Raw genomic sequence first — 17,990 nt, forward strand, 5'->3', positions numbered from 1 at the left:
GTACGTGCTCCTCCCTTCGGTCAGCCAGGCTCTCCACTACCCCTCACCGCCTCGCCGGACGACTACCTAGCCACCATGGCGATGGCATCCGCCGGACAGACCTCGACGCAGAGGCCGCAGCCGTCGCACCGATCGGGCAGGACGGCGTAGGCCCCGTCGCTCTCGATGGCAGCGTCGTAGATGCACACGCGCTGGCAGAGCCCGCACGACGTGCATTTGGCCCGCTCGATCTCGGCCCGGAGCACGTGATCGCGATACACTTCCTCCATGGAGACGATGCGAGAGCAGACAGCCCCCCTGAACTCAGCCAGGGTGCTGTAGCCCTTTTCGTCCATCCAACGGGAGAGCCCCCGGTTGAATCGGGTAATCTCGCCGTAGCCACGCATGACCACCGCGGTGACGGTCTGGGTCACCGTGGCCCCGGCCAGGATAGCCTTGACCACGTCTTGCCAGCTGGTCAGGCCCCCGCTCATGGACAGGGGCACCTGCACCGCCGGGTAGATGGCAGTCAGCCAGCGTAGAGTGTACAGCAGTGACCAGGGACCGCCGTGCCCCGCGTATCCCCCGTGCATGACGGGGCGTTCGCTATCGATGTCTATGTCTAGGCCGGTGAAGCGATTGAAGCACACGATGGCGTCCGCCCCTGCCCGCTCTAGGGCCACCGCCACCCCGGGCGGGTTGCTCAGTTGCGGCGTCATCTTGGGGATGACCGGGATGCTTCGCGCCTCCTTCACCAGGCGGGTCATCTCGATCATCTCCCGGGTCACGTCGTGACCCTCCATCAGGTGGGGACCGTGGGGGCACGACAGGTTGAGCTCTACCGCGTCCGCGCCCGCCTCCTCCATCATAGCGGAGTACTCCAGCCACTGGTCGGCGGTCAGGCAATTGATGCTGGGGATCACCGGGATGCTCAAGGCCTCCTTGGCTCGCCGCACCTCCTCGGCGTAGCGATCCGGCCCCCACTCGCTGGCCTGCTCGTAGGAGTAGAGCGCGAAGCTCCGGTCGCGCCCGGCTGTCTGGCGCAACACGCGGAAGCGGGGAGTGGGTGCTACCCGGCACACCTCCTTGGCGAACAGGCTCTTCATAACCACGGCGCCTGCACCCGCCTCTTCGGCGCGCTTCATCCCCTCTACAGTGCCGGTGATGCCAGCCGAACCAGCGATCACGGGCGAGCGCAGCTTGAGCCCTACGAAGTCCAGAGACAGCTCACCCACGACAGCCCACCTCCCGCGCAGTAGATTCTCATTATAGCGGGATCGCACGGCGCTGATCCAGCTGCAGCACGAGGTATTCGGCCTCGTGGACCGGGGCCGGCGCGGCCCGATGGTCCTCTGCCCCTACGCTGCGGGGTCCGCGCTCGGCTCCCGCGGTGGGTTAGGCAGGGGATCATCCCGGCCGAAGGCATCCGCCGGGGAGCAGTCAGTTCAGGGGGGAACGTCCGCTGAGGAGGGTGCTGAGCAGATCGGAGAGATGGTCTTCGCAGTAGATGACGCTCTGGGCGTGCTCGTCCATAGCCTTCGACAGAAGATCGGCCCGGCCGTGGAAGGACCGCATGGCGCACAGGGTAGCGTCGTCGTCATGGGGCTGCAGGCCCATGGCCCTGCCGATCCCGTACATACTGAGGCGGCGTAGGGCCAGCCTCTGCCCCTCCAGGCTCCCGAAGCCGCGTACCCAATCCGTGGATACCACCGCGGCCACGCCCGGCCGACAGGCCAGCGGCACTGGTTCGGAGCACTCGGCCCGGCGCAGTGGCCGGCGCACCACAGAGAAGTCGTAGTGGCTCGACTCCCGCTGCCACGGTTCGTGCTCCACCAGCTCCAGGAATCGGTCGGCATCTACAGCGTCCGAGCTGGGGTCTAGCGAGCTCTCCACATACCAGTCGAAGCTGGAGTAGTCGGAGCCTTCCTGTAAGGCCGGAATGACCCAGTTACCGAAGGGCCGCAGCCCCACGATGGGGGAGATGAGACCCCAGGGCCAGCGAGTGTAGTAGAGGGATGTGATCACACCTACGATGGCAGCTAGGCTCTGTACTGCTTCATCGTCTTGCACTTCCGAAGACCAGGAAACCGAAATGCTCTTCAAGCCTCCCCCGTACGACGGTGCAGTCTGGCTAACAGACCCTAGTGCAGGATACACTTGGCTTAGGTGGGCGTCAAGGCGGCGCGATAAGACCCGCTCCGCTACGGGGCACGCCAGCGCCTCGGGAGCGCTCGACAGCCCGACACTGCCACGGAGCCTCCCTGCTGCGAGCGTGAGAGCCCAGGACCGGGTGAACGAGCCGGTTCAGACGGCAGCCGCACGGCGTAGACCCGCGCCGGCGGCTTCTGCACAGGCTCTCCGATCCCGCCCTTCCGCCAGGTGCGAGGGCAAGGCGACGGCGTTCGGACTCCCTCTGAGGAGGGAGCGCTCTTCAGGCGCGGTGGGCAGGCGGAGACAGGGCGCGCGTGGGCGCGCGCACTGCTCCGACGGAAGGTGCACCAGGCGTGGTGGGCAAGTGGAGGCACGGCGCGCCTGGGCGCGCCTTTCCAGAGAAGGTGTAGCGACAATGCAGCCAGGGCTTGCTGTCGTAGTCTGAGCGCAGCGAAGGGCCTGAGCGGCGGTGCTCATCTCAGGACCCGTCCCCCCGATCCTGGAAGCTTGCCTGCCGGCTTCCCTGACCGGTTGGCCGGCCTCATCCAACCTCACTGGAGCGCGAATGCAGAAGGTCGCCATAGTAACGCTGGGGTGCCCCAAGAACCAGGTGGATAGCGAGGCCATGGCCGCTCATCTCACAGAGCAGGGCTTTCGCCTCACGGATGATCCCTCCGGGGCCGATGCCATCATCGTCAACACCTGCGGGTTCATCCAGCCGGCACGCGAGGAGTCGCTAGAGGAATTGCGCCGGCTGGCCGCAAGGAGGACAAGGAGCCAGCTGCTGGTAGCGGCCGGCTGCCTAGCGGAGCTCAACCCCGAACTGCTCCTGGAAACCGTGCCCGGCTTGGACGGGATCCTCAGCACCCGGCGCTGGCACGAGGCCGGCCCCTTCCTCGCCCTCCTGCGCCAGCGCCAGGAACCACTCGTGTGGACAGGCGATAGCACCACCGCCGCCCCCGACCTGCGCCGTCGCCCGGCAGGGGCGACTGCCTACGTCAAGATCGCGGAGGGTTGCTCTGGACCTTGCGGCTTCTGCACCATCCCCCGCATCAAGGGGCCCTATCGTAGCCGCCCCCTCCACCAAATCGTGGATGAAGTGGTGGACCTGGCCGGACATGGATACAAGGAGATCGTCCTGGTTGCTCAGGACTCCACCGCCTACGGGCGCGATCGGGGCGAGAACGACGGGCTGGCCGTCCTGCTGGAGACGATCCTGGAGGCCGCGCCGGCGCTGCCGTGGGTGCGGCTCATGTACGCCTATCCTCAGCACGTCACAGACAGGTTGATCGAGACCATGGCCACCCACCGGCAAGTCTGCCGCTACTTCGACTTGCCCCTGCAACATGCCCACCCGGACGTACTCCGGCGCATGCGCCGTCCACCGGACGTGGACACAGTGGTGCGCCTGATCGAGCGCATCCGCGTCGCCATGCCGGACGTTGCCTTGCGCACCGCCTTCATCGTGGGCTATCCCGGCGAGACGGAGGCTGAGTTCGAGGCCCTGCTCCGGTTCGTAGCCGACATGCGCTTCGACCATGTGGGCGCGTTCGTGTACTCCCCTGAGCCCGGCACCTATGCTTACACCCTCCAACCCTGGGTGCCTGACCCAGTCAAGGAAGAGCGGCGCGGTCTGCTCCTGGAGACGCAGCAGTCCATCTCTCTGGAGATACACCGATCGCTAGTGGGACGCGAAATGGAGGTGCTGGTCGAGGGCGCGGGCGACGGCATCAGCGTAGGTCGGACCTACCGCGATGCTCCCGAGGTGGACGGACTGGCCATCGTGCGCGGGGAGTTCGCCCCTGGTAGCATGTTGAGGGCGCGCGTGCGGCAAGCCCTGGAGTACGACCTGATCATGGAGCCAATCGGCGAGGGCTGATCGCGCCCGACGGTCGAAGATCTGGCCAGGAAGTAGCCCTGGGGCCCCCGGGGCGCGACGCGGGAGCCCCAGGGCCAGGCGTGCACCCGGTGGCGGTGGGGCGCGCCCGGGCGGACAGCGGTCCGGACACCAGACGCGGAGCCCTCGGGGATGCACTCCCGCTCCCTAGTTTGGGCGCAACTAGTCCTAGCTTCTGGGCCAGTCCGGGTAGCCCGCCATGATCCTGTCAGCCTGCGCGGCGGCATCGGCGAGCGCTTCCTCCGGCGTCCCCAACCCCAAAACAGCCGCCTCGATAGCCTGCTCTATGATCCATTCGAACCTACGCCACTCTGGAATAGCCTCGAATGGCTCTCCGTACTGGGCCAGGTTCTGTTCGGTCTTCCGCATCACCGGGTCGCTCATGTACTCGGCCGTCTCGGCGGCCGACCGACGTGGCGGCACCCAGGCCAGGCCCTGGTTGAGCACCGCCAGGGGTTCTGGCTCCAGGTGCAGCTTCAGGTAGTCCCACGCTGCTTCCGCATACCTGGTGGTGGCCGCCATGGCAAGCCATCCGGTGTCTATCGGGCAGACGCGCCGCTCTTGCAGCGGGGGCTGAGGCACGCTTACCAGCGCCGCCTTGTCGGGCGCGTACCGCCTTACGTCCGCCCAGTGGCCGCCAACGTGTCCGTAGGCGATGGCCCACCGGCCGGCGGCGAAATGCGGGATGGAGGACTCGTCCAGAGGCGCTGTACCCTCGGGGACCAAGGCAGTGTTCCGTTGCGTGATCCACTTGAGCGCCCATAGCCCGGCCTCGTCACCGAACGCAGGCTTCCCGTTCGCGATCAGCCTGCCGCCCGCTGCGCGCAGGGCTCCCCAGAACTCCCGGAAATCCACGGGACAGGAAGAGCCCAGGCGCACCACCTTCCCCTCCTCCACCACAGTGAGCCTAATGGCCGCCTCCAGCATGTCGTCCCAGGTCCACTCATCTGGTATCTGAACCCCCGCTTCCTCAGTTATGTCTCGCCGATAGCAGTAATGGCGGGGGCTGACCATCTGCGGGAGGCCCCAGGTCCTGCCCTTCCAGCGCACACAGCTGAGGGCAGCCGGGTAGAAGTCGTCCTCCACCCCCCATTCCGCCACGCGCTCGTCCAGCGGAAGGGACAGCTCGTCATTGGCAACGCGAGGCAGGAGCGTCTCGTCCAGCCGGAAGAGGTCCGGCATGACCCCGGCGGCTCGAGCTACGAGCAGGTGCTCCTCCAGCCGAGTAAGATCGAAGGGAAGGTACTGCACCGTTGCGCCCGGGTGCATCTCCTCCAGCCTGGGGTGAATGCTCCCGGTCGTATACTCGAGGTATTGGGGAGGGAAATCGGTCAGTACCTCGAGGGTGAACCGCTCGCCCTCCTGCACCACGCCTGCGAGCGCCACCGTGGAAGCCGGGGTACTGACCGGCGATGCTTCGCTGGCGGGCAGCGGCGCCGGTGTCACAGCACAGGCACTCAAGCTCACAAGTCCTGGAGCCGTCAGAAGGGCGACGGACCCTCGGAACAGCTGGCGACGAGTCACCTGGTTCATTCCTCGACCTCCGGAGGCGTCAGGCCAGCGAGAGCGCAATGGGGAGGTGTCGTGGTGGGTGGCGTGGTCTCGACCAACCTCTTGCGCCCGTGGCCTGCCGAAGCGTACGGTCCTACCACCCAGCGCCCCTTGGGCAGTTACCGCTACCCTGCCCGGACGCGTGACTTCGAGCTGGACCTACAGGATGCGGTACTCGCCGTCTATCACGTCGTCGCCGTGCGCTCCGGCGGGGGCCCCGGATCGCCGCAGGCGGGCCAGATGCTCGGTCACCACCGAGCGCGGGGCCCAGGACTCGAACAGGCGCAATGCCAGCAGCAGCACCAGCACATCATCCACCTGGCCCAGCACCGGGACCAGATCGAGCAGAAGGTCGGCAGGCCAGAGCACGTACACGAGAGCCAGAGCGGGGACGGCCAGCTTCAGTACGCCGGGGACTCTGGGGTCGCGCAGGAGGCGCCACCACAGCCTGAGGTGAAGCAGCAGCTCGCTGAGGTAGTTGGCTTTCAGTGGTATCTTGCTCAAGCCCATCACCCTGCTAGCCTAGGTCTTGCGTTTCATGCTAGCGACAATAGCCCGCGCTTGCAAGCCGTCCCCGTCGCTTCCGAGGTCAACCAGCGCAGCCAGCCCTGTCCTTCCTGGACCAGTGCGGCTTCTCTTCCAGCCACCAGCTAGCCGTAAAGAGCCTGCCCAATACTCACATGATCCTGGCCTGAGAGTGCCCCAAGAGCATCCGGCTGAACGCCATGGCCCCCTCACCCCGAGGGTCCAGACCCCGAGCCCGTGTGGCGGCCGGCACCGCTTGTCAGCAGCCAGGACCTCTTGGAGATGCTTCCTACCTTGCCCCCTTAGGGGGACACCGCGTACTGCTCGCTATCGGCTCCATCCACATGAGCAGAGTAGCCAAGAAGCCGCTGTCAGAGCTGGAGGGGCAAAGGCTCAAGCGCGACCACCCAACCCTCCGGTAGGCGCGCACTCAGCTTCATCCAGGCCGTCTTGGGGGACACCACCGCCCAGGCGGAGCCCGAGAGGTCTCATTCCATCCTGCCGGTCCTCATGGGCGCTGTGGACTCGGCCCTCACCAGAGCTCACGCTAGGCCGATCGGCAGATGCCATTGTCTACACCAACTTGGCCTCGCTTCCCAGCACCCCCGAGACATCCATGCAGTAGACCTGCCGTTCTCCTTCGTGGATCGAGTCGAAGCACACTTGGGTGCCATCGCGGTTCCAGCGAGGATGCAGGTCACAGCGTATCTCGCCGGAGATATCGGGAGCAGCGTAGAAGTGGCCCACGTCGAAGCGGGTATTGCTCTCCAAATGATACAGAATCAGGGTACGCTCCGAGCGTGCCGGATCCGGGTACGTGTCATCGAGGAGCCACCGGCGATCGGGGCTGTACGAGCAGTGACCGTCCTGGAGCAGCACGTCCCGCCCCACCACCTCGACCTCGTCCGATCGGTCCCGATACAGGTGAAAGTGGTCCTCGCCGTTGTGGCGCGACCAGGCAAGCACGTGGTCGTCGTCCCGCCAATCGAAGTGAGAGACGAGGTGCTCCCTGCCAAGGAAGGCGATATCGCTCCCGTCAGGGCTTGCCGTAAAGAGCCTCGTGTGCCAGCCGCGGATCCCCGGTCCGCGCCAGCGATGCAGGAAGATGAAACGCGTGCCCGAGGGGTTGAACTGGAGGTGGTTGAACCAGTGCTCGGCGCCCTCCATCGAAGCCTCACGTTGGAACTGGGCCATCTGCGCCAAGCTGATGACCAGGCGGCTAGCCCCAGTCGCCAGGTCCATATGATAGATGCCATCCTCGGCCGGGGCGGGGTCCTCCGCCCAGGCGTCGGGCACCCCCACGTAGCCGTAGCCGGGACGGGTGCAGGCCACTCGGGAGAAGTTCAGGGTAACCGCCTGCCGGCCGTCGGCGGAGACGGCGTAGATCGGGCGGGGCAGGACTTGCCTCTCCCCAGTGTGCACGTCCAGGATCACAGCGACGTAGTGATCGCGCTCCCGGGTGTTGAAAATGACCAGCCTGTCAGGAGCGGAGCCGAGCCACTGCAGGTGGGTACCTTGTTGCCAATTCCAAGCGGTGGTCTCGGCGAGAGGACTCCAGCGGTTGCCGTCCTGCAGGTCTACCGTTCCGATGATGGCCATGTCCTCAGGGCCAGGGGGCCGGTGCATAAAGGCGACGCGCATACAAAGGAGATTGCGACCGGCGGCATCCCAGGGGCACTTGTCGTAGTAGCCAAAGAAGTGATAGAACGGCCCATCAGTGACCCTGACTACAGGGCAGGCTCTTTCTACGGTAGGCATGTCCGCCTCCTTGCTGCGGATTCTCAGCAGGCTGGCAAGGTGGTAACCCAGCTTGCCCCGCCATAGCCCTCAGCCCAACTCGTACCAGCCGTAATCCTCAACCGCTTGCACCAAGGCCAAGATGTTCTCCCACGGTACCTCCGGCTCCACCAGATGGGTGGGCGCAACCAGCAGGCCACCGCCAGCCCCGACAGCGAGGATCAGCTCCCGCACGGCCTGGCGCACGTCGGTCGGCGAGCCGAAGGGCAGCGTGGTCTGCGTCCCTACCCCGCCCCAGAAGGCCAAATGCCCACCATATTCCCTCTTGATGGCCGCTATGTTCGTGACCTCGGGCTGAAGAGGATTGAGTACGTCGACTCCGATGTCGATGAGATCGGGGATGATCTCGTCTATCTTGCCGTCACTGTGGAAGGCAACCAACAAGCCCGCTCGCGCCGATCTGGCAGCGTCGATCACCTGCTGGAGGCGCGGCTTGAACCAGCTTCGCCACAAGGCTGGCCTCATCATGAGAGCTCTCTGCGTGCCAAAGTCGTCCGCCAGCCAAAGCACGTCGATATCGAAGCTAGCCAGACGAGCAGCGAGACGGGACGACACCTCGGTCACACGGTCCAGGAGTGCTTCGGCCAGTTCTGGCGTCGTCATCATGTCCATCATGAGGGCTTCCATGCCCCGGAGTTTGTAAGCAGGCCAGAATACGGTGCCGCCCAATGGTGTGCAGTGAGCAACCACGGCCAGGCCCTGCTCGTGCAGTGAAGTCACCGCGGCGGCAAACCCAGCAAACCGCTCCTCTGCTGCTAGGTCCGGCAAGGGGTAGCGCGCTATCTCCTGCACGGAGCGCGCCCCCGCCAGGGGGTGAAGGATCCGTTCGAAGTGATACTCGGAACCCTTTGCCCAGCCGACTCCCCACTCATCCACGCGCGCCCCCTCGGGGTAGCCGCGCCGGTAAGGTGTGAGGTCGCCGGAGGGCCGCGCCGGCAGGGGGTGTACATCCCGCACCTCGAAGCCGAAGTAGCTCGCGGGATCCTCAGCGCTAGTCTCCTGCCGAAAGCGCTCAAGCTGGCTCGGGCAGAGAGACATCGTCTTGGGGACGCAGTCCGGGACGCGTCGAGAAAGCGCGGTGAGCACTCTCTCCCGGGGCGTCAAGAGCTTACCCCCTGGGCCGGCCGATAGGAGGACAGGGCGCCGGCCAGACCCAGGTCCTCAGACCGGTGACAGGCCACTGTCCTCTCGCCGGGCATGGCTCGCAGCTCGGGCTCCTCCTTGGCGCAGACCGGCTCGGCGTAACGGCAGCGAGGGTGGAATGGGCAGCCTGGTGGTGGGTTGGCCGGGTCGGGAACCTCTCCCGCCAGGACCAACCTCGTACGCTTTCGCCGGGGATCCGGCACTGGCACCGCCGAGAGGAGGGCCTCAGTGTAGGGGTGAAGCGGCCTGGCAAACAGGGCTTCCCGGTCGGCCACTTCCACCAGCTTACCCACATACATGACGGCGATGCGGTTGCTCATGTGCTTCACCACGCTCAAGTCATGGGAGATGAAGAGGAACGTCAGGCCCAGCTGCCTCTGCAACGACCGCATCAGGTTGAGTATCTGCGCTTGCACCGAGACATCCAGCGCAGAGACGGGCTCGTCGGCCACAATGAACTGGGGGTTGAGCGCCAGCGCCCGCGCTATGCCGATGCGTTGCCGCTGGCCCCCGCTGAAAGCATGTGGGTAGCGCATCATGTATTCGGGGCGCATCCCCACCAGGTGCAAGAGCTCCGCCACCCGGTCCTGTAGCTGCCGCCCCTGGGCCACGCCATTCACCCGCAGCGGCTCCCCCACTATGTCCAGGATCGTCTTGCGCGGGTTGAGGGAAGAAAACGGGTCCTGGAATATCATCTGCATGTACCGTCGCAGGGGCCTGAGCTCGCCATGATCCAGCCGCGCCAGATCCACCACCTGGCCATCGGGCAGACGGAAGAGGATCTCACCGGCGGTCGGCCGGTATAGCCGAACGATCACCCTCCCCGCCGTCGTCTTGCCACAGCCGCTCTCACCGACGAGGCCGAGCACCTCACCCCGGGGGACCTCGAAGCTCACACCGTCTACGGCTTTCACATGGCCCTTGACGGAAGCAAAGAGGCCCTTAGTGATGGGAAAATGCTTCTTGAGCTCCCGCACCAAGAGAAGAGGCTGATTGTCTACCGCATCCATCGACGCCCCCCGCGCCCTCAGGAGTAGAGATGGCAACGGACCCGGTGCCCCGGCGCGGCATCCACGTGCGGGACCTCAACGTCGGCGCTGCACACCGGTTTGCGGCTGCCGCACCGAGGATGAAAGGGGCATCCCCGGGGAATGGCGTAGGGATCGGGCACTCGGCCGCGGATCACAGCAAGCTCTTCGACGTCCTGGTCCACCCGCGGGATCGAGCGCAGCAAGGCACGAGTGTATGGATGCAACGGGTTCTCGAAGATCTCTTGGGTAGACGCCTGCTCCACATCCCGGCCCATGTACATGACCACCACCTCGTGGGCGATCTCCGCCAGGACCGCCAGGTTATGCGTTATGTACATGACGGCCGTATGGTAGGTCTCCTGCAACTCCTGGATAAGGTCAAGTATCTGGGCTTCGGTGGTGACGTCCAGAGCTGTAGTCGGTTCATCGGCTATGAGTAGGTCTGGCCGGCAAGAGAGCGCCAGGGCGATCATCGCCCGCTGGCACATGCCGCCGGAGAGCTGATGCGGATAGGCATCTATGCGCTCCTCCGGGTTGGGGATACTGACGCGACGCAGCATCTCCACCGCGCGTTCCCTTGCCTCCTCCCTGCTGATGCTCTGGTGCAGCACGATGGCCTCAACGATCTGGCTGCCGACAGTGTGCACCGGGCTGAAGGAAGCCTTCGGCTCCTGGAAGATCATGGCGAACTCGCCACCGCGTATGGCCCGCATTTCCTCGCCCATTGGCGGTAGCTGTACCAGGTCGATCACCTGCTCCATCGAGCTGCGCGACCCATTCCTGCGCCGATGGTATAGAATCTGGCCGCCGACGATGCGGCCGGGTCTACGGATCATGTTCATGATCGAGCGGGCTGTCACGCTCTTGCCGCAGCCACTCTCTCCCACCACGCCAAGCGTCCGCGCCCTGCTCACCTGGAAGCTGACGCCGTCCACGGCGCGTACCGTACCCTCCGTAAGATCGAAGTACGTCCGCAGCTCTTTCACTTCGACCAGGATACCAGCTGCGCCCGCACCATCAACGTACATCTTCGCTAGACCCTCTGCCCGTAGGGATCGACAGCATCGCGCAGGCCATCGCCAAGGAAGTTGAAGCTAAGCACTGCCGCGAGCACGAAGAGCGCCGGGATAAGGATCCACGGGTGCAGCGCCACCTCCTGCAGCTTCTGGGCGTCCTTGAGGAGCACCCCCCAGCTGATGGTCGGCGGAGCTAGCCCCAGCCCCAGGAAGCTAAGAGAGGTCTCCCCAAGGATCATTCCGGGGATGGCTAGCGTCAGGTGCACCAATATGTAGCTCATGAAAGAGGGTACAAGGTGCTGCCAGATGATGAACCATTCGCTAGCCCCGCTCTGGCGCGCAGCAAGCACGAAATCTTCTTCCCGCAGGGAGAGGAATTTGCCGCGAACGACGCGGGCAAGCGTTGTCCAGCCAACGAAAGAGAGGATGATGGTGATGGCAAAGTAGATGCGCAGCTGTGGCCAGCTCGGCGGCAAAGCTGCTGCCAATCCCATCCAAAGCGGTATAGTAGGAATCGAGCGAATGAGCTCGATGACGCGCTGGATGATGTTGTCGGCCACTCCTCCGTAGAGGCCAGACAACCCGCCGAGAATGAGCCCGATCACCAGGCTCATCAGCACGCCCACGAGGCCCACCGAGAGGGAAATCCGGCTGCCGTAGATTACCCGAGAGAAGAGGTCCCTGCCCATGTAGTCCAGACCAAATAGGGTCAAGGGACCGTCGTACCCAGGGGCGCCGAAAAGATGCAGATCGGTCCTGATCAGGCCCCAGAGCTTGTAGCTGTCCCCGCGCACAAAGAGCCGAATCGTGTAGCGGGTGCTCGTGTCTTCCAGAAACTTGCGCTCGAACGTGATAGTGTCAGTCTTGCGCTTGACGGGATAGGTGAAGGGCCAGTGCCAGCTGCCGTCCTCGGCCTGCAGGCGGATCTTGCTCGGCGGCGCGTAGACGTACCCCTGGAACCGACGGTTCGGGTCGTAGGGGGCCACGAACTCGGCAAAGGCGACCATGACGTAGAGACAGGTGATGACGCATAGCCCCAGCACTGCCAACCTGTTCTTGCGGAAGCGCAGGAAGACAAGCTGTCTGTGGGAGAGAAGGGCAAGCTTACCCTCCTCCGCCTCGTCTACCGGCAGCTCAACCTCTGCCGCGGGCACGCTCAGTGGCTGAGGCTTAGCGATTTCCTGCTCTGCCACCTATTCGGCCCTCCCAAACCGCACGCGCGGGTCAATCCAGGCGAGCAACACATCCGATATGAGCGTGCCCAGCACCGTGAGCGCGCTCAGAATCATGATGAAACTTGCCGCGAGAAACATGTCCTGGGTAATGAGCGCCGTGTACAGCAGAGGACCGCAGGTTGGCAGCCCCAGGACCAGGGCCACGAGCGTCTCCCCCGAGACGATGGCCGGCAGTTGCCAGCCTATGGTGCTCATCACCGGGTTCAGGGCCACCCGCACGGGGTATCTCAGCACCGCCTGTGCTTCAGTAAGGCCACGGGCGCGCGCTGCCTCGACGTAGGCCCGGCTCAACTCGTCGAGCGTTATGGCGCGCATGACCCGAATGGTGCCCGCAGTGCCCGAGATGCCAATGACCACTACCGGAAGCCACATGTGCTTGAGCAAGTCCACTACGCGCGCCACACTCCACGGGGCGTCGAGATACTCCGGCGAGAAGAGCCCACCGGCACTAAGGCCGAAGTACCTTATGCCCAGGTACATGACCACCAGCGCGACCAAGAAGGCGGGCAGCCCCACACCTATGAACGCTATGAAAGTGATGATGTAGTCAGACAGCGAATACTGCTTCACCGCGGAGTAGATGCCTACGGGAATGGAGATGCTGTACTGCACTATGAGGGTGAAGATGGACACAATCATACTGAGCGCAATGCGCTCGCCAATGAGGGAAGACACCGGCTTGTTCCAGTAGAAGGAATACCCCATTCGGCCTTGGATGAAGTTAGCCGTCCATTTGACGTACTGCATGTATACGGGCAGGTCCAGCCCGTACTGCCGCTTGAGCGCGGCGATTTCGCTTTCTCCGATCACCTCGCCCTGCGCTGCCAGGTTGTTGACGTAGGTGGTGAGGTAATCCCCCGGCGGCAGCTGAATGATGGCAAAGGCGATGACAGAGATGCCGACGAGAATCGGAATGCACTGCAGGATTCTTCTTGCCAGGTACGCCCGCATGCCAAGAGACCCCAGCTCAGCATCATATGCTCGGGTCCTTCCGGCCCGGGAGGCGCCGAGCCGGAAGGACACCTGCGATCAGCGCTAAGCCTACTTGTAGAAGAACTGCTCCGGGTTGACGGGCACAGCGCGGATAGTTGCGAATCCCCAGACACCATCCTCGGGGAAGTTGCCGAAGTTGGGCTTGGTGACTATGGCCTGGGGCACCCCGACCGTGCCGAAACACGGCAAGTGCTCGTAGAAGCGGTCCAGCATGCGGCGCATGATGGCAATGCGCTCCTGCTCATCCAGGGTGACGTTGAACTCACTCCTATCCGTGTACTGCGCCTTGACCCAGTCTGGCGGCTCCTCCTCCAGATCGGGGAACTGGCCCTTCAGGGTCATGTAGGCCTCCCACGCCCGGCCCCAACCAAGGGCGTTGCCCCACTCTGGAGCGGCATGTAGGATCTTGCTGGTGGACGGAAAGACGATGTCAGAACCGACATCTCCCTGCCAGAACAACATCGGCAGTTCGTTGGCGATAGCCCGCTCGCTAAGGAGCTGACGGTTCACCGGCTTGATGCTGAACTCGATGCCGATGTCCTTCCAGTACTGGATGCATAGCTCGAGAGTGGGCTGGATATCGCCCTGCTCCGGGTCGAACTCACCCAGCCAACCTATACGCTTGCCAGAAGGGAAGAGACGATACCCTTCAGAATCCCGCTGTGTGAAGCCCTCCTCGTCCAGCAACTGGTTAGCCCTGTCCGGATCGTACTCGGCGTAGTGCGCTTCATCGCCCTCCTTATAGTAGATCGAGTTGGGCCACAGCGCGACCTGGCGCGGCTCACCGAGGCCGAAGTGAACAACGTCGTTGATCTCGTCGCGGTTGATCGAAATGGACAGAGCTCTCCGCACGTTCAATCTCTGGAAGAAGTCCCGCAGCTCCGGGTCCTTGGCGGTCAAGTTCGGGTAGATGATGACAGCGGAGACGAGGGTTGACTTCCAGAGGTAGACCTTGACCTTGCCCTCCTGCTCGGCCCTCTTATACAGCTCCATGTTCTTGAGGTAGGTGCTGTGGCCGACGAAGTCGAGGTCACCGGCCAGCAGCTTTGCCGTGAGCAGCTCCTTGTCGGGCACGATATAGACGATCACCTTGTCGAAGTACGGCAACTGGTTCCCGGCTGTGTCTACCTTCCAGTAGTACGGGTTACGCTCATACGTGTGGTGATCCGGGTCGTCGGCCGTGCGGATGAAGGCCGTCATCCCTGGCAGACCCACAGCCGCAGGGATGGTAGAGCCCACCCGCATCTTGTCCCCGAACAGCTGCGTCCAGTTCTCGAAACCGGCATCCTTGACCAGTTTGTCGAGATCCTCCTGGTCGGCATACTTGGGGTGAAACTGCTGCCCGTAATGCTTGGGTGCCCACATTCCACCACCCTGGCAGCCAGAGTAGAATCCCTGGTTCAGGATGATGAGCGGATACGAGGCGGCGAATTCCAGCTTCAAAGTGTAATCATCGAGTGCCGTCATCTTCATGGGCACCTTGTCGGGCCCAGCACGCCACACATCGCCGGGACCCGCGGGGAAGAGCTCTTCGTTGAGCCTGCAGTCTTCCCAGTCGAAGAGGCAATCCTGCGTGGTCATAGGTTGACCGTCCGACCAGCGCAGCCCCTTACGCAGATACAGGACCTGCTCTGTGGCGTCGTCGTTGAACTCCCAGCTCTCGAACAACCCGCCCGTGATACTGTTGAAATCCCTGTCGATACGCAGCACTAGCTCAGTGCCTATCACCGCCTGCCCATCGCCGAAGAGAGCATTGGCGTTGCCGATAGCGACGCGCACCGTGCCACCGTACTGCCCTACTTCTTCGATGGGCTCGATGATCTGAGGGGTCGGCGGAAGACGTTGTTCCACCGGCTCGAGAGTCCCGCCACTCACCAGCTCAGCCAACATGGGCGCTTCGCTGTACTTGGCTAGCGGTGCAGCTGGACTGGGACTGGCCTCCGGCGCTTGTGTCGCCACCTCGACGGCGGCTTCGGTGGGCGTTGGCGCCGGAGCACCAGGGGCGCAGGCGCCGACGCCTGCCGCTGCCACAACCATGGCTGAGGCTCTTAGGAAGGCTCTGCGGTTCATCGTGCATCTCCTTGCCATCTTAGGTCCTCCTGTATGGTCTCTGCGAGCGGCCAAACCAAGATACCCTCCCTGCCACGGAAGCCGGTAGTCATCAGGCAGTCATCACTTCCTTTCCCCTGTGCTCGACTCGAGCCCCAGCCGATGGTCCGCCAGCCATCGTTGGGCGTCGAAGGACCCGGTGCCGACGGTAAGCATGGTCCACTCGAACATGCCTCGCCAGTAGCCAAAACGCTCCTCGGTGGAGCCTTGAAACACCACTGCATACTGATACCGGTCGCTGAAGAACAGCCTGCCGCGCCGCCAGCAACGCCGGTCGGCCACATCGAAGCTGCACCGCCACTCCACTCCCCAGAGGCTGCCCACTGCGATCTCGCCAAGGGAGTGGACTTCGCACCTATCAAGCTGTGCCAGCCCCTCGCGCACTCCCTCCAGGACCGCAGGTTGCTCTCCTGGAGCGAGGGGAGCACCAAGGTCACTCACCGCTATGGCCATGTGTGTGTCCGGGTCTCTGACATCGGGCGTCAGTCGAACACGCGGCAAAGGCTCGCTCTCAACCTGCAGCTGCCACTCGGCAGAATACCAGAAGGAAAGGAGCCCGCTCGGGTCGTTGTACAGCATCACTCTGGTGAACCGCGACCGCTGCCGCCCTGCGCCATCCCCGGGCAGACCGCTCACTCTTACCTCCTACGCGGACGGCTGCGCCTTCCGTGGCGCCTAACGCAAGGGGCGAGGGACCAGCCGCCGAGCTCAACACTCGTCACTTGACTCTCTCCTCTCGGGCAGGTGGCCCCGATGACTGCCTGATCACTAGCTGCGGCTTGAGCACAAGCTGCCGCGGTTCCGAGCTCCTTTCGTCCGACTGCTCAAGCCCCTCGATAAGGAGCTCAGCTCCCTTCATGCCTACATCGTACGGAGACTGGGACACGGTCGTCAGGGGTGGAGAAAGCCAGGCCGCAAACTCGGCATCGTCATAGCCAACGAGCGCCATATCGCCCGGCACAGCCCAATCAAGCTCTCGTAAGGCCTTAAGAATGGGAGTGCACTGAAGGTCGTTGTAGGCAAATATGGCCGTCGGACGCGGGCTTAGCGCTGGCAAGGCCTGCAGGACACGCTCGTACACGCTAGCAAGCTCTGGGGAGCAACGTACGACCAGCTCCGGCGCCATCCGAACGCCATATTCCTCGAGAGCGTGACGGTAGCCTGCCAGCCTCGTCCGCACGCTGTAACGGTCGCCCTCCAGCGTGACGTGCGCGATGCAAGTGTGCCCCAGGCGGCACAAATGCGCCGTTGCTTGGTAGGCGCCATCCTCGTAGTCAGAGATCACGTAGTCGAGGTCTAGCCCCTCCAAGCGCCTATTGAGGAGCACGCAACACACGCCAGCCTCAATCAGGCGGGAGAGTGCGTGAATGCCGCTCTCCACGGACGCTACCAGAACGCCTTCTACCCGTCTCTCCAGCATCAGCCGGTGAGCTTGCAGCTCCAGTTCTGGGCACTCGTTGGTGTTGTAGATGATCATGCCGTAACCGCGCGCAGTGGCCGCATCTGCGACCCCACGCGCGAGCTGAGCGAAGAAGGAATCACCGTTGTTGGGGATGATGAGGCCAAGCATGCGGCTTCTGCCGCCCACCAGTGTGCGTGCGTAGGCGTCGGCGGTGTAGTTGAGCTCCTGGGCGGCGGCAAGAACACGTTCCCGCGTGGCACGAGCCACATCAGGCTTGTCATTCAGAGCCCGGCTCGCCGTGCTCACGGACACACCTGCCCGACGAGCTATATCACGGATGGTGACCCTCACAAGGGCAAACTCCTCGCAGACAAGAGAAACACCACCCAAGCACGACCGGTAGCGTTACCGGGAACGTCTCTAGTGTAGCGAGATCGCGATCCCGTTGTCAAGTGGGATGGCGAAAGCGCGTATCCAGTGCTGGGACCCAGACCGAGGGCGCAGGGAGTCGCGGCGTGCCACTGCACAGCGTCCCTCGCCGCTATCGGCGTAGTTCGAGTGCTCCGCCCCTTCACCCCTTCGGTGGCCTCTGCCTCATTCTGCGTGCCACATGCCGCACGGCGGCAAGCTGCCACGCCACGACGCCCGTTTCTGTAGAGGTACACGCGGGCGACGGGTACGTCATGAGCAGTGCCTTCCCTCCTACCCTGTCGGTGGGCTCGGGCCGGCTCCAGGCCCCAGCGCACGGTCTCCGGCTCCGCCAGCCGAGATGCCTCAACCCGCAGACAGATGCTCCACTCGGCGGGAACACGAAGCGCTCGCGCTTCCTGCCGTCCACCCCTAGCCTGGCCCCACGCCCCACGGCCCGATGACCATTGACACAGGACGCCAGCACGCGGTATAGTGCCGGCATTCAGCGTTACCGCGCTCTCTGAGCTGTCCACCGCGCAACCACGAGCGGTGCCGCCGCTCTGGCGTCGTGGTTGCCGGGACGCTGGCGCGGCAGTGCGCGACGACTGCCGGCCTGGTCGGTATCCGCGCAGGGCGGTTGCTCCGCCCGCGAGGCCAAGGGAGCAGCAGCGCCGGTGGCGGCCTGCTGTCATCGGTGCTAGGTCTCTTGCCTTGACACACGAGGGTGGACCGTACGAGGACACAGGAGGC

Annotated in this window: 14 protein-coding genes; 1 reads left to right on the forward strand and 13 read right to left on the reverse strand. The window is 64.1% G+C overall.

Annotated elements, in window-relative coordinates:
• Positions 1 to 62: 62 nt before the first annotated feature.
• The gene (locus tag HPY83_00345) at positions 63 to 1,214 is read right to left on the reverse strand and encodes a 4Fe-4S binding protein (protein ID NPV06393.1); all 1,152 of its coding nucleotides are present in this window, start codon (positions 1,212 to 1,214) and stop codon (positions 63 to 65) included.
• Positions 1,215 to 1,419: 205 nt separating this feature from the next.
• A complete protein-coding gene (locus HPY83_00350; protein ID NPV06394.1) occupies positions 1,420 to 2,082 on the reverse strand; it encodes a hypothetical protein in 663 nt (220 codons plus the stop codon).
• Between the two features lie 613 nt (positions 2,083 to 2,695).
• Between HPY83_00350 and rimO the strand changes: the two genes are divergently transcribed.
• Positions 2,696 to 4,009, forward strand: a complete 1,314-nt coding sequence (gene rimO, locus HPY83_00355; GenBank protein ID NPV06395.1) for a 30S ribosomal protein S12 methylthiotransferase RimO — start codon at positions 2,696 to 2,698, stop codon at positions 4,007 to 4,009.
• A gap of 186 nt (positions 4,010 to 4,195) precedes the next feature.
• On the opposite strand, the gene HPY83_00360 is transcribed toward rimO, so the two are convergent.
• From HPY83_00360 to HPY83_00410, 11 genes are all read right to left on the reverse strand, one after another.
• Positions 4,196 to 5,560, reverse strand: a complete 1,365-nt coding sequence (locus HPY83_00360; protein ID NPV06396.1) for an extracellular solute-binding protein — start codon at positions 5,558 to 5,560, stop codon at positions 4,196 to 4,198.
• Between the two features lie 177 nt (positions 5,561 to 5,737).
• Entirely contained in the window at positions 5,738 to 6,082 is a 345-nt protein-coding gene (locus tag HPY83_00365; GenBank protein ID NPV06397.1) for a DUF1232 domain-containing protein, read from the reverse strand.
• Between the two features lie 594 nt (positions 6,083 to 6,676).
• Positions 6,677 to 7,861 carry a hypothetical protein gene (locus HPY83_00370; protein ID NPV06398.1) on the reverse strand — a complete coding sequence of 395 codons (1,185 nt, stop codon included), beginning with the start codon at positions 7,859 to 7,861 and terminating at the stop codon, positions 6,677 to 6,679.
• Positions 7,862 to 7,930: 69 nt separating this feature from the next.
• Entirely contained in the window at positions 7,931 to 9,004 is a 1,074-nt protein-coding gene (locus HPY83_00375) for a hypothetical protein (GenBank protein ID NPV06399.1), read from the reverse strand.
• On the reverse strand, positions 9,001 to 10,053 hold the full coding sequence (locus tag HPY83_00380) for a dipeptide ABC transporter ATP-binding protein (GenBank protein NPV06400.1): 1,053 nt from the start codon (positions 10,051 to 10,053) through the stop codon (positions 9,001 to 9,003). The genes HPY83_00375 and HPY83_00380 overlap by 4 nt, the downstream gene beginning before the upstream one ends.
• Positions 10,054 to 10,070: 17 nt before the next feature.
• Positions 10,071 to 11,102: an ABC transporter ATP-binding protein gene (locus tag HPY83_00385; GenBank protein ID NPV06401.1), complete on the reverse strand. Its 1,032-nt coding sequence runs from the start codon at positions 11,100 to 11,102 to the stop codon at positions 10,071 to 10,073.
• Positions 11,103 to 11,107: 5 nt separating this feature from the next.
• On the reverse strand, positions 11,108 to 12,250 hold the full coding sequence (locus HPY83_00390) for an ABC transporter permease (protein NPV06402.1): 1,143 nt from the start codon (positions 12,248 to 12,250) through the stop codon (positions 11,108 to 11,110).
• A 33-nt stretch (positions 12,251 to 12,283) separates the two neighbouring features.
• Positions 12,284 to 13,276 carry an ABC transporter permease gene (locus HPY83_00395; GenBank protein ID NPV06403.1) on the reverse strand — a complete coding sequence of 331 codons (993 nt, stop codon included), beginning with the start codon at positions 13,274 to 13,276 and terminating at the stop codon, positions 12,284 to 12,286.
• A 90-nt stretch (positions 13,277 to 13,366) separates the two neighbouring features.
• Positions 13,367 to 15,388, reverse strand: coding sequence for an ABC transporter substrate-binding protein (locus tag HPY83_00400; protein ID NPV06404.1), 2,022 nt, complete (start codon positions 15,386 to 15,388; stop codon positions 13,367 to 13,369).
• A 102-nt stretch (positions 15,389 to 15,490) separates the two neighbouring features.
• The gene (locus HPY83_00405; GenBank protein NPV06405.1) at positions 15,491 to 16,063 is read right to left on the reverse strand and encodes a hypothetical protein; all 573 of its coding nucleotides are present in this window, start codon (positions 16,061 to 16,063) and stop codon (positions 15,491 to 15,493) included.
• Positions 16,064 to 16,145: 82 nt separating this feature from the next.
• Positions 16,146 to 17,135, reverse strand: coding sequence for a LacI family DNA-binding transcriptional regulator (locus HPY83_00410; GenBank protein NPV06406.1), 990 nt, complete (start codon positions 17,133 to 17,135; stop codon positions 16,146 to 16,148).
• Between the last annotated feature and the right edge of the window lie 855 nt (positions 17,136 to 17,990).

This window comes from Anaerolineae bacterium, assembly GCA_013178015.1.
GTDB lineage: Bacteria > Chloroflexota > Anaerolineae > DRVO01 > DRVO01 > Ch71.